The following is a 12,213-nucleotide window of genomic DNA, read 5'->3' as shown; positions in this document are numbered from 1 at the left end:
AAAACAATTAATAACCTGTTTTTTGACGGTTATAATTTTCTTCATTCTTCGCTAAGTACGCACCAATAATATCTTCATTTGTGAAACCAAGTTTTTTAGCAATGGCCCCATAATGAATCCAGACTTTCTCATAAGCCGTCATGCTAAGTTCATTCAGGAAACAGTGAATAGCAGCCGTAGTTTCTAGGAATAATTGTGTCAATTCTCCTTCAACTTCACCTTCCGGCCAATTTGTTAGCGTATGTAAGTCCTTTTCTATACCCAAGGAAAGTAGAAAATGAATCGAATCTACATATTCTTCAAGAATCACAGCATCATCTGAAGGACCTTTTGTGCTCCAAAATTTGAAACAACGCGTTTCATTCGCAAGTTCCGCGAGTTCAATTAAGAGTGCAAGTCCTTTTTCTAGAAAAACATCTGTTTTTTCCTCTCTGTTATTTTGGATAAATAAATCGAGTTCACGTTGCATGGTAAATAGTTTTGACAGTTGCATAAAAAAACCTCCATTTTTTTAACTATATTGAAACTTTTCAGATTGTCATCCGTATAAGATAGTATCTATAAATTCATAAGGGGGATCCGTTATGGGATTACTGATCCGCTTGATCATTATTGCTTTTATCATTTATTTAGTCTACCGCGGGATTCGTTATTTGACGGACCCCAAAAGAAAGCTTGATGATGCATACGCGGAGGAAAAGTATTATTTCTATGATGAAGTAAATAATGTGCGAAAAAATTTCTTCCTATCGTATAAAGGCGCTATGTTTGAGGGTGAAAAATACTTAGATACAACAGATGATTCCATTGACGTCATCTCCATTTTCGTTTGGGTAAAAGATGAAACAAAACTTCAAGATTTCACAAAAGCGGATTTTGATTTTCTTTCATCCACAATCTTATCCAACTACCCCAAAGCCGCTATTAGTTGGAAAAATCCAATCGAACGACTAATGGAACAATAGAACAAGCCCGTTGAAAAGCGGGCTATTTTACACTTCCATCATTCCTGGTAGGGTAACACCTAGAAGATAGAGTATGCCAATACCATAGGCAATTGCTAAAATAAGAAAGCCGATCCGGAAAGATGTACGTCTTGTCTTATGACGGAATGTTTGCATCCCAAGATATGCACCAATGCCTCCACCAAGCAGTGCAAGCGTCCATAAATTCTTTTCAGGTATTCGTTGTCCTTTTCTCTTTGCCTGACGCTTATCATACCCCATCGTAATAAATGCCCAAACGGACATAATTGCAATCCATCCTAATAGTGTCGTTTGCAAGTATGATTCCCCTCTTTTCTTTCTCTACTTACATTTTACACTGTTTAGCAGTCAGAGAGTAATAATATAATTCTTTAAACTGTACGACAGATTCACGGATCTATAAGATCCTCTTCCTAAACTCCTCAATACGAAAACTTTACCGTCGCCGTAAAAAAAACAAATAAAAAAGTCGCCTCGCACCCAGATTAACTCTGGACCGTTTGGCGACTTTTATTGACGTTCTTATTTTGCGATTGATTTTTTCGCTGCATCTGCAAGTTGTGTGAACGCTTGCGCGTCAGTCACTGCAAGATCAGCAAGCATTTTACGGTTAACATCAATGCCAGCTACTTTCAAGCCGTGCATAAGAGTACTGTAAGAAAGACCGTTGATACGTGCAGCCGCATTGATACGTGTAATCCAAAGTTTACGGAATTCACGTTTCTTCTGACGACGGTCACGGTATGCATAGTTGAATGATTTCATTACCTGTTGGTTTGCTACCTTGTAAAGTCTATGTTTTGAACCAAAGTAACCTTTTGCTAATTTCAATACTCGATTACGACGCTTGCGCGTCACTGTTCCACCTTTTACGCGTGGCATAGTTCATTACCTCCTGCTTTTCTGTCCGATTGTGTTTTAAATTATTTCATGTAAGTGATCATTTGACGAATGCGTTTGAAATCGCCTGAAGAAACTAGTGAAGCTTTACGCAGGTGACGTTTCGCTTTTGTCGGTTTGTTTGCAAACAAGTGACTTGTGTAAGCACGGCCGCGTTTCAATTTACCAGAACCGGTTTTTTTGAAACGTTTCGCTGAGCCGCGGTGAGTTTTCATTTTTGGCATGTTCTGTTCCTCCTAAATCATTCATTGTTACTCTTTTTCAGCAGTTGGTGCAAGCACTAGGAACATGCTGCGGCCTTCCATCTTCGGTCGTTGTTCAACCGTAGATACATCTTTGCACGCTTCTGCGAAACGGTCAAGGACACGCTGTCCGATTTCCTTGTGCGTAATCGCACGTCCACGGAAACGGATTGAAGCTTTAACTTTATCGCCTTTTTCAAGGAACTTGACAGCGTTCCGTAGTTTTGTCTGGAAATCATGCTCATCGATTGTCGGGCTTAACCGAACTTCTTTAAGCAAAATGATTTTCTGATTTTTACGGACTTCGCGATCCTTTTTCTGCTGTTCAAATTTGAACTTTCCGTGGTCCATGATACGAGCCACTGGGGGTTTCGCTGTTGGTGCTACAAGGACAAGATCCAAATTCGCAAGAGCGGCAATTTCAAGTGCCTCAGTGCGTGTTTTGATTCCGAGCTGATCGCCGTTGTGATCAATAATGCGTAGCTCGCGGGCACGGATGCCCTCATTTACGTACATGTCTTTGCTAATAGTAATCCACCTCCGGATATTTCTCGAATACATGGTTTGGGTATACCGTCCGGTTCGGGTCGGCCCCACAGGTCCATCCAATTAAAAAAGGTAGACAAATTGGATTTGTCTACCCGCGTATGTGTACGTGCAAATGCACGGCACTTCACTCATGTTTTAACCCGTCAACAACGTCTAGGCGTCGAACAGGTGAGAAGCGGGTAGCCTCTTCTTATACCACAAACTGTATTCAGTCATTACTAACCTTAATTACTTTACCATGTGATAGTAAACTTGTCAACATGTTTTAATCTGCGGCTTGGCTAATTCACGGTTGCCGCATTGCTTTCATCGCTGAAAACATGCGTTACAATTTATATAGTTAGTGTTTGACCACTGCTGTATAAATTTAAATACTTGTAACTTCTTCTTTTAGTCTAGCAAGGAATTCGTCGAATGGCAAGCTTTCAGATTGCTGTTCGCCGTATTTACGAACGTTCACTTCGCCTGATTCGACTTCTTTGTCTCCAAGAACGAGCATATAAGGTACTTTTTGCATCTGTGCTTCTCGTATCTTGTAACCAATTTTTTCATCACGGCTATCAATATTAACGCGGAATCCAGCAGCAACCAATTTTTCACGAACGCCATCTGCATAATCAAAATGTGCATCTGGTGAAACTGGAATTACTTCAACTTGGACAGGTGCCAACCAAGTTGGGAATGCACCTTTGTATTCTTCAATTAGGAATGCAACAAAACGTTCCATAGTTGAAACAACGCCGCGGTGAATGACGACTGGACGATGTTGTTTTCCATCTTCGCCAACGTATGTTAGATCGAAACGTTCAGGAAGCAAGAAGTCGAGTTGCACTGTTGACAATGTTTCTTCCATACCAATTGCTGTTTTCACTTGAACGTCAAGTTTAGGTCCGTAGAATGCAGCTTCCCCTTCTGCTTCAACATAGTCAAGACCAAGTTCATCCATCGCTTCTTTCAGCATTGTTTGTGCACGATTCCACATTGCATCGTCATCAAAATATTTCTCTTTATCCGCTGGATCGCGGTAAGAAACACGGAATGAATAATCCTCGATATTGAAATCTTTATAAACGTCAATAACAAGTTGGACAACGCGTTTGAACTCATCTTTAATCTGATCCGGACGAACAAAGATATGCGCATCATTCAACGTCATTCCACGAACGCGCTGCAAGCCTGATAGTGCTCCGGACATTTCATAACGGTGCATTGTACCAAGTTCCGCAATACGTAACGGCAGGTTTCTGTATGAATGAATTCCATTTTTATAAATCATCATATGATGAGGGCAGTTCATTGGACGCAAAACAAGGTCTTCGTTGTCCATACTCATTACAGGGAACATGCCGTCCTGATAATGATCCCAGTGGCCTGAAGTTTTATATAATTCGACGCTACCGAGAACTGGTGTATAGACATGATCATAGCCAAGCCTCTGTTCCTTATCAACGATGTATCTCTCGATGATTCGGCGAATCGTTGCTCCCTTAGGCAACCACATCGGCAAGCCCTGACCCACTTTTTGAGAGTTCATGAAAAGATTAAGTTCTTTCCCTATTTTACGGTGATCTCGCTCTTTAGCTTCTTCCAAAAGACGAAGATGTTCTTTTAGTTCATCTTTTTTAAAGAACGCTGTACCGTAAATTCGTTGTAGCATTTTGTTATTCGAATCGCCGCGCCAGTAAGCGCCTGCGATGCTAAGGAGTTTGAATTCCTTTAACTTCCCTGTAGATGGAACGTGAACACCACGGCACAAGTCGATGAAGTCGCCTTGTTCATAAATAGACACTTGCTCGCCCTCAGGAATCGCTTCTAGAAGTTCTAGTTTGTATTCGTCATCGATTTCTTCAAAACGCTTTTTCGCCTCTTCACGAGATACATCATGACGAATTACTTCCACGTTTTCAGCAATAATTCTTCTCATCTCTTTTTCAAGTTCTGGTAAGTCTTCTGCTGTAATCGGTTCAGGCGAATCAATATCATAATAAAATCCGCTTTGGATAACTGGCCCAATACCTAGTTTTGCATTAGGAAACTTACGTTTTACAGCTTGTGCAAGAAGATGTGCTGTACTGTGGCGTAATATTTCAAGCGCTTCCGGTGATTGAGGTGTGATAATCGCGATATCACCGTCCTCATTAATTGCTGATTTCAAGTCTACTAACTTGTCTCCAACTTTACCTGCCAGCGCACTTTTTCGCAGTCCCGGGCTAATTGATCCTGCTACGTCTTCTGTAGTTGTGCCTTGTGGAAATTCTTTCACGGCACCATCTGGAAATTTCAAATTAATCATATTTGTCATTGTTAAGCACTCCTCATTTATTATTATTGGAAAACAAAAAAAGCCCCATCCCTGGAAAGGGACGAAGCTTTAGCTCGCGGTTCCACCCTTCTTCCTTCAATCCGGAACACTTGAAAAGCGTAAGTGGCCTGTTTAGACCGCTGAAGCTAGACAAACGTACCGAAAAGATGAAGCTTGACGTCGGGTAACGGACCGGATTCCGTCATCGGTTACTGCACTGTTCACCGATGCTGCTCCAAGGTGGTAAATCATCCTTCTATCCTTCAGGGCTTCCAGCCAATGGCCCCGTTCTCTTTAGGTAGACGAAAAGATTGTTGTCCTCTTCCAAGCATTTCAGATTATTAATTAAAACTGAGTATACGTCGATTACGTAATAAATGCAAGTTCGTTCTACATGTATCTCCATAATTCATTGCATTAATAATTATAAAACAACCTAATCCTCTAGGTTCCTCCAGCTGTTTTTCTATTTATTTAGATTGCAGTGTTGCCAGATAATCAAAAGTATAGTCCTTAGATGAACGGGAAGCCTACTAGTATCAAGATATTGAATGGAGGATTTACCATGGAACAAAGTGATAAAGCTGCCGTAGATTGGCCTGAACATCTTCAATTAGTTAAATGTATTGCATATGAGGAAAAAGAATGAAAAAGATCATTTACATGATTATGATTTTTATTGTGCTAGTCTCAGTGCCGAGCATTCTCATTAAGACATTTACAGCTATTTCTTCAAAGCCTGACGCCGAAAGCTCCATCACTACTTTCTCAGAAGCTGATAATGATGAACTTATTAAAATGATTTCAGCTTATAATGACCAACATAAAATTGAACCTATTAACGCTAAAATCGACAGAGTCTGGAAAGCAATACCCGGATATAATGGCTTAGAAGTAGATATTGAAGCCAGCTATAAGAACATGAAACCCAGCACAGATATTGATACAAATAAAATCATTTTCAAGGAAACTTCTCCGGAAATCCATTTGAGCGATTTAGAACCCTCACCGATTTATCGTGGGAATCCTGAAAAACCAATGGTAGCCCTACTCATAAATGTCGCTTGGGGCAATGAGTACATTCCGGGTATCCTGAAAACATTATCAGACAACCAGGTAAAGGCAACATTCTTTTTTGATGGTAGTTGGGTTAAAAATAATCCCGATCTGGCTACAATGATTAACCTTGAAGGTCACGAAATCGGCAACCATGCTTATAGTCACCCCGACCTTAAACAGCGTTCTCGAAATGAAACAGTGAATGAATTAAAAAAAACCAATGATGTAATTGAGGAAACTCTTGGTATAAAACCGATATGGTTTGCACCGCCAAGTGGAAGTTTTAATCAGGAAACCATTTTGGTCGCCAATGAGCTTGGCATGAAAACCATTCTATGGACGGTCGATACAGTTGACTGGAGAAAGCCAGCAACCTCCGAAATGGTTGTGCGTGTTGTCTCTGGGGTAAGTAGCGGTGCGATGGTTCTAATGCACCCCACAAAAGCCGTTTTTGAAGGGCTGGAAACTATGATAATTGAAATTAAAGGGAAAGGGCTTCGACTAGGTACCGTAAGTGATTTAATGAGCGAAAAGCGGATTGACGACTAAAACCAGCACTAGTAGCAATGGTATTTAATAGTGAGGTATAAGGGAGATAAAGTGAATAACGAGGACATTCACCCGCCCGATATTGATATGGTAAATTTATAATCATTCAGGCCACTTTTCCGAAGAATTTGAGCCGGAAAGAACAAAATATAAAATTCTGTACAGGAGTGAATAGGGAGTTTGTAGCATTATTGTTATCAATTACGAAACGCGAAGGCTTGTCAAAATATGAAGTTAAAAATCAGAAATCGCACTTGCTATATATGTCGAACTAATGATTCTATATAATCTCCATCGAAGGCACCCCCAAGTGCCGAGCGTTGTTGAGAGCATTCTTTATGTCAACATATATAGGTAGAATTAATTACCATGGAATGAAAAGCTGCATTAAACACATGATACGTTTATGGAGGTGATTAATCTTGCCAAATAACAAAGACAGAAATCCAAACCGTGACCAAAAACAAAATCAAGACCGTAACAAAAACCAAAAACCAAATGATATGCGTGAAGAATTCGGCTCTACATTCGATATCGATAAGTTGAATACTCAAGAAAATGAGAATCAAAAGCAAAGAGAACAACGCACAAACCGTTTTGAAAATAGATAATAAATAAACTATTAAAATGACAGAAGCTCAATGCTTCTGTCATTTTTAGGTTTCCCTTTTATTTATCGCGTCTATTTTCACCATCGAGTCGTATTGGAATGCTAATCATTTGCACCCTCTCCATGATTCTTGCCGCTTTTACAGCTTCTTTTTCACCACGCTGTGTGTATGTCAAATGATCTTCAAGTTCAGCGTAACTAAGGTTAGATGTGAAAAAAGTCGGCAATTTTTCTGCCATCCTGTATTGTAAAATAGTGCCGAGCACTTCATCACGCGTCCAAGCAGACATTGTTTCTGCACCAATATCATCAAGCATAAGTACTTGTGCGTTTTTCACAAAATCAATTTTCTCATTTAAGGTCTGATCTTGAATAGATTGTTTCATTTCCCTTAGGAATTCCGGGACATATACAGCAACTGTACGTATCCGACGATTGGCTAATTCGTTCGCCAATGCTCCAAGCACGAATGATTTACCGATTCCAAACGGGCCATAAATGTACATACCTCGCTCTGGAAGTTTTCCGGTTTCATCGAAAGCGTTCAAGAAATCTTTTGCAGCTCGAACCGCCGGCACCCTACTATCATCAAAAAACATATCAATGCTTTGCAATTTCGCTTCCATGACATCTTTGGGCATATACATACTGTCTATCATCTTCTTAATATTACGTTGATCATCATCAACTAATCTGTTGGGACACTTTGTATATTCCACATCTATAAGCCCACGGGATAATACCAATTTCGGTTCGAAGCCGTTCATGATATTCACACATCCTGCGAGGTCGGGACATTTTCCACAACTATGGGAAGCGGTGGCGTATTCGTATAGTTTCCCAAGACTCCGCTCGACCACTTCGCCATCAACTTCAGTGGAATGATCCTTCAAAAATTGTTGTACCCCTGGACTCTCCATCACTTCTCTGCGCAATTCATCATATCTTGCGGCAAATGCCGGTGATTTCACGACCCGTTTCAACGTATCGCCAATATGTTCCATTTCACTTCACCGTCCCGTCCCCCGTTACGCCTAATTCCTCAAGTAATTTACGGCGTTCTTCATCAATCTCTGAAGAAGACTTAACAGGTTTATCTGATTTTGTTTTCTTTTCTTCTTTTTTATAAAACCATTCCGGTACTTTCTCTTCCCGCGCGGATTTTCGTCTAGGCGTCGATTTCGATCCTGTGCTCTGACCTTCATTTTTCCATTTAACATACTGGTCATGCTCATTCCTCGACATTTCAAGTGCAGTTTTCACTGTATCAACCTTTTTGTTCATCCAATGGGAAGCAATCCTCTCGACATAACTATTCGTTATTTTCCCGTCATTGCGCAAATGAACGTATTGCAGCAGAACATTGACGACACCGACGGACAACCCATGTGTATTGACCAACTTTTCAGCAAGCTTCACGTCTACAGAAAGTGGCTCTTTCCCGTTAATCTCACGCAACATTTCAAGGGGTGCCGTATTTTCAAGGTAATGCACCAATTCTTCATCTCGCGTTAATAGTCCTGTTTCAGGCTTAGGTAATTCTTTCGCATACACTTTATGCAAGACTGGCGCCTCTTTTGAAACATTCATTTTATAAAACTCCGCTGCTGACTTTCGCAATCTGTCTTCCGGCAACTTGAGATCTTCATCGAGAGCCATCATGATGACTTTTTGCATATCTAGCGGCGTGAGCGAATAAAGGAATGCGATTTTCGCAATTAATTCCTTAGAAACAGAAGATAATGAAGCTTTGGGAACCATTTGTTCAGATAACCCCGAACTTAGCAGATTGAAATCAAAGTCTGAATGCAAAAACGGAACACCTTCCGGTTCATTCCGTCCGATAAACTGCTGGCCCTCGCCCATATCCATGCTATAGCCCTGCTGAACGGGCGTATACACATCTAAAAATGTACGAGAAACATCTTCAAATCCAACTTCATTAACACTGTCTAGCGCAAAGCGGCTACGTAGATTTCGGTATGCCTGTTCTCCGATTTTACTAAACAAGAATGTCGACAACAGTGGATCTAGGAAAAAAGCTTTGGCATCAAGTGGAGGAAGCAGATCGTAAACAAATAATCTCGCATCTCCATCTTTTTTCTTGTACGTTCGTAATAAGCCGATTGCTTCAAGAGATATACGGGCTTCGAAGACAGGTCCCAGTGGCATCGTCAAAATGTTCATAAGGTGGTAATGGTTGTATTCACGGTCATCTTCACGCTCTGCGTCCGCCCATAATGTCATAAACAAACTCATCGCACCTGGGCCAATCAGCGGTTGGTAAAATAAAGTGAGGAGTTGACGGTCATAATCTGAAAAGGGCTGCGATAACCGTATTTTGTATGCGTCAACTGGCTGTAGTTCTTTATAAAGGGGTGCCATCAAACTCTACTTCCTATCTGAATGGGATACGTTACTTTTTCGTTCGTTTTTGTAGGTCTTGCAATTCTTTTATGAAAACTGTGATGTCTTTATATTGGCGATAGACTGAAGCAAATCTGACATAAGCGACTTCATCAACTTCCGATAGCTGTTCCATAACCATTTCCCCAACATCATCAGAATTAATCTCCACAACACCTGCGCTTCTCAATTCTTTTTCAATAGAATAGACGATCTTTTTTAGGTCCTCAAGGGAAACAGCGCGTTTTTCACATGCTCGAATAAGACCTCTGAGCACTTTTTCTCCACTAAATTCTTCACGCGAATCGTCTTTCTTCACGACAATCAAAGGCATTTCCTCAACTTTTTCAAATGTCGTAAAACGGAATGCGCATTGTTCGCATTCTCTGCGACGCCGGATGGATCTATTCTCCTCGGCCGGTCTAGAATCAACTACCCGGGTGCCATTGAACTGGCAAGCTGGACATTTCATAATGTGTATCCTCCGCTTTTTCTTAGATAATAACTTAATTATAACAGAAAACGACAAAAAAAATCGAAATAGAGTGGAAAGAAGCATTGTACAATGAGAAAAGCGCAAGACGCCATCCACCCCGACAGGCATAAGTGATAAAAGAAGGCAGTTGAAGTTCGCGACGTCCTGTCGCTATGACTGCTTACAAGTACGAGGAGGCGTACTTCAACCCCCACACAGGAGAGATGTAGTTCAATCCCTTCCCAAACAACTTATGACCCAAGGGTTGGCGCCTGGAGCCTGGGCACCGTTCCACGTCGAAAACATATACTTGTCTTCCAAGAAAAAACGTCCCTAAAGTCATCGTTCACTGACTTTAGGGACGCTCTCTATTCACAATTAAGCAAGTTCTTTTGTTTTCAAAGCTACTGCAACTTTCTTTGTCAAATCGACGACTCGTGCAGAATAACCCCACTCATTATCGTACCAGGCAAGTACTTTCACTTTGCGATCTGCCATAACAATTGTTGAAAGACCGTCAATGATTGCTGAGTCAGTTGTTGTATTGTAATCAATAGATACAAGCGGCTCTGTTGAGAAACGGAGAATACCTGCCATCGCTCCTTCAGAAGCCTGCTTAAATGCATTGTTTACCATCTCTACTGTCACGTCTTGCTTCAAATCTACAACTAGGTCGACAAGTGAAACATTCGGGGTAGGTATACGAAGTGACATTCCGTGAATCTTCCCTTCCAATTCTGGAAGCACAAGTGCCAACGCTTTCGCAGCCCCAGTAGATGTTGGAATGATAGATTGTCCGCATGCACGTGCACGTCGAAGGTCCTTATGAGGATTATCCAAGTTCTTTTGGTCGTTTGTATACGCATGAACCGTTGTCATTAAACCGTTGTCAATCCCAAATGTATCATTTAATACCTTAGCTACAGGAGCAAGACAGTTCGTTGTACAACTTGCATTCGAAATGATGTCATGCTTTTCGATATCTAATTTATCATCGTTTACACCTAAAACAATTGTGATATCTTCATTTTTACCAGGTGCCGATATAATGACTTTTTTTGCCCCCGCTTCAAGGTGAAGAGCCGCTTTGTCACGCGAATTGAACTTACCAGTCGCTTCAATGACAATATCGACACCAAGCTTTTTCCAAGGAAGGTTAAGCGGGTCACGGTCAGAGACGATTTGCACTCGTTTCCCATTGACGACAATCGCATTTTCTTCTGCAATGACTTCGCCATCAAATGTACCGTGATTCGTATCGTACTTTATAAGATGAGCGAGTGTTTCTGATGAATACATTGCGTTAATCGCAACGATTGTTACATCTTCTTCTGTAATCATTTGACGGAATACCATTCGTCCAATTCGTCCAAACCCGTTTATCGCAATAGAAGTAGTCATATAAAGATCCTCCTGTATGTATGTTATACTTTTTATCTAATACTCGTCATTAGTATAACACATATTATGCTAAAACCAAGATTTACTATGGACAATTGAAATGTTTCATTTTTCAGAATCACTTCAGGGCTCTGCATTCCATTTAGAAAGTACCTCAGTCAACTGGCTTTCTGTCTCTTCCACTGGACCGTTATTGAATAAAACCGCGTCTGCACTCAGTTCCTTCTCTTCGATTGATAGTTGTGAACGGATTCGTGCATCCGCTTCTTCTTCCGATAACACATTCCTCGCAATGAGACGTTCCTTTTGTATTTCTGCTGTGACAGACACGACAATAATTTTATCCACGAACGATTGCAACTTGCTTTCAAACAACAAAGGGATGTCCATGATAACTGTATTCGATCCTGTTGAAATCAATTGCTCTTTTTGCCTTAACATCTCTTGTCGTATTGCAGGATGGATGATACCATTCAACTTTTGGCGCTCTTCTACATTGCCGAATATTTGCTCCCCTAGCTTTTCACGATTAAGCGATCCGTCCGAACGTAAAATCCCCTGACCAAATACGCGACTGATCTCTTGTAAAACTGGACTTCCGGGTTCGACAACAAGACGTGCAATTTCATCCGCATCTACAATTGGAAAGCCCTTTTTCTTCAACATCTTGGATACGGTGCTTTTCCCACTTGCAATACTGCCCGTTAAACCGATAATCATAGCTCACACAGCCC

General features: G+C 41.0%; 14 protein-coding genes. 3 read left to right on the top strand and 11 right to left on the bottom strand.

Annotated features, from left to right (window positions below):
- Positions 1-7: 7 nt before the first annotated feature.
- A complete protein-coding gene (locus tag H7992_RS08930) occupies positions 8-493 on the bottom strand; it encodes a dUTP diphosphatase (RefSeq protein WP_067207709.1) in 486 nt (161 codons plus the stop codon).
- A 91-nt stretch (positions 494-584) separates the two neighbouring features.
- Here H7992_RS08930 and H7992_RS08925 point away from each other — a divergent pair, with 91 nt between their 5' ends.
- Positions 585-965: a sigma-w pathway protein ysdB gene (locus H7992_RS08925; RefSeq protein WP_187047315.1), complete on the top strand. Its 381-nt coding sequence runs from the start codon at positions 585-587 to the stop codon at positions 963-965.
- Between the two features lie 27 nt (positions 966-992).
- Here the strand turns inward: H7992_RS08925 and H7992_RS08920 are convergent, their stop codons facing one another.
- The 5 genes from H7992_RS08920 to thrS form a co-directional block, all read right to left on the bottom strand.
- Positions 993-1,283: a DUF1294 domain-containing protein gene (locus H7992_RS08920; RefSeq protein ID WP_231885791.1), complete on the bottom strand. Its 291-nt coding sequence runs from the start codon at positions 1,281-1,283 to the stop codon at positions 993-995.
- Positions 1,284-1,508: 225 nt separating this feature from the next.
- Positions 1,509-1,868: a 50S ribosomal protein L20 gene (rplT, locus tag H7992_RS08915; protein ID WP_067207704.1), complete on the bottom strand. Its 360-nt coding sequence runs from the start codon at positions 1,866-1,868 to the stop codon at positions 1,509-1,511.
- 41 nt (positions 1,869-1,909) lie between these two features.
- The gene (gene rpmI / locus H7992_RS08910; RefSeq protein ID WP_067207701.1) at positions 1,910-2,110 is read right to left on the bottom strand and encodes a 50S ribosomal protein L35; all 201 of its coding nucleotides are present in this window, start codon (positions 2,108-2,110) and stop codon (positions 1,910-1,912) included.
- 27 nt (positions 2,111-2,137) lie between these two features.
- Entirely contained in the window at positions 2,138-2,644 is a 507-nt protein-coding gene (infC, locus tag H7992_RS08905) for a translation initiation factor IF-3 (protein WP_067207698.1), read from the bottom strand.
- 400 nt (positions 2,645-3,044) lie between these two features.
- Positions 3,045-4,979: a threonine--tRNA ligase gene (thrS, locus tag H7992_RS08900; RefSeq protein ID WP_067207695.1), complete on the bottom strand. Its 1,935-nt coding sequence runs from the start codon at positions 4,977-4,979 to the stop codon at positions 3,045-3,047.
- 645 nt (positions 4,980-5,624) lie between these two features.
- Here thrS and H7992_RS08895 point away from each other — a divergent pair.
- Entirely contained in the window at positions 5,625-6,587 is a 963-nt protein-coding gene (locus H7992_RS08895; RefSeq protein ID WP_067207693.1) for a polysaccharide deacetylase family protein, read from the top strand.
- A 422-nt stretch (positions 6,588-7,009) separates the two neighbouring features.
- Positions 7,010-7,198 (top strand): hypothetical protein, encoded by a 189-nt coding sequence (locus H7992_RS08890; RefSeq protein WP_187047314.1) that lies wholly within the window; start codon positions 7,010-7,012, stop codon positions 7,196-7,198.
- Positions 7,199-7,256: 58 nt separating this feature from the next.
- Here H7992_RS08890 and dnaI read toward each other — a convergent pair whose 3' ends face one another.
- The 5 genes from dnaI to coaE form a co-directional block, all read right to left on the bottom strand.
- Positions 7,257-8,201, bottom strand: coding sequence for a primosomal protein DnaI (gene dnaI / locus H7992_RS08885; protein ID WP_187047313.1), 945 nt, complete (start codon positions 8,199-8,201; stop codon positions 7,257-7,259).
- 1 nt (position 8,202) lies between these two features.
- Complete coding sequence (locus H7992_RS08880) at positions 8,203-9,582, bottom strand: replication initiation and membrane attachment family protein (protein WP_187047312.1); 1,380 nt, start codon at positions 9,580-9,582, stop codon at positions 8,203-8,205.
- A gap of 31 nt (positions 9,583-9,613) precedes the next feature.
- Positions 9,614-10,075, bottom strand: a complete 462-nt coding sequence (gene nrdR / locus H7992_RS08875) for a transcriptional regulator NrdR (protein WP_067207676.1) — start codon at positions 10,073-10,075, stop codon at positions 9,614-9,616.
- A gap of 381 nt (positions 10,076-10,456) precedes the next feature.
- Positions 10,457-11,479, bottom strand: coding sequence for a glyceraldehyde-3-phosphate dehydrogenase (locus tag H7992_RS08870; RefSeq protein WP_187047311.1), 1,023 nt, complete (start codon positions 11,477-11,479; stop codon positions 10,457-10,459).
- Positions 11,480-11,602: 123 nt separating this feature from the next.
- A complete protein-coding gene (gene coaE, locus H7992_RS08865) occupies positions 11,603-12,199 on the bottom strand; it encodes a dephospho-CoA kinase (RefSeq protein ID WP_187047310.1) in 597 nt (198 codons plus the stop codon).
- Positions 12,200-12,213: the final 14 nt, after the last annotated feature.

The organism is Sporosarcina sp. resist, from assembly GCF_014302295.1.
GTDB classification, from domain to species: domain Bacteria; phylum Bacillota; class Bacilli; order Bacillales_A; family Planococcaceae; genus Sporosarcina; species Sporosarcina psychrophila.
The sequence above is the reverse complement of the archived record's forward strand: the minus strand, read 5'-3'. Positions and strand labels throughout refer to the sequence as shown.

Coding starts and splice junctions, on each gene's coding strand:
- rpmI (WP_067207701.1), bottom strand. CDS start 2,110: ATGCCAAAAATGAAAACTCACCGCGGCTCAGCGAAACGTTTCAAAAAA.
- nrdR (WP_067207676.1), bottom strand. CDS start 10,075: ATGAAATGTCCAGCTTGCCAGTTCAATGGCACCCGGGTAGTTGATTCT.
- H7992_RS08895 (WP_067207693.1), top strand. CDS start 5,625: ATGAAAAAGATCATTTACATGATTATGATTTTTATTGTGCTAGTCTCA.
- dnaI (WP_187047313.1), bottom strand. CDS start 8,201: ATGGAACATATTGGCGATACGTTGAAACGGGTCGTGAAATCACCGGCA.
- rplT (WP_067207704.1), bottom strand. CDS start 1,868: ATGCCACGCGTAAAAGGTGGAACAGTGACGCGCAAGCGTCGTAATCGA.
- thrS (WP_067207695.1), bottom strand. CDS start 4,979: ATGACAAATATGATTAATTTGAAATTTCCAGATGGTGCCGTGAAAGAA.
- H7992_RS08930 (WP_067207709.1), bottom strand. CDS start 493: ATGCAACTGTCAAAACTATTTACCATGCAACGTGAACTCGATTTATTT.
- infC (WP_067207698.1), bottom strand. CDS start 2,644: ATGTACGTAAATGAGGGCATCCGTGCCCGCGAGCTACGCATTATTGAT.
- H7992_RS08925 (WP_187047315.1), top strand. CDS start 585: ATGGGATTACTGATCCGCTTGATCATTATTGCTTTTATCATTTATTTA.
- H7992_RS08870 (WP_187047311.1), bottom strand. CDS start 11,479: ATGACTACTTCTATTGCGATAAACGGGTTTGGACGAATTGGACGAATG.
- H7992_RS08880 (WP_187047312.1), bottom strand. CDS start 9,582: ATGGCACCCCTTTATAAAGAACTACAGCCAGTTGACGCATACAAAATA.
- coaE (WP_187047310.1), bottom strand. CDS start 12,199: ATGATTATCGGTTTAACGGGCAGTATTGCAAGTGGGAAAAGCACCGTA.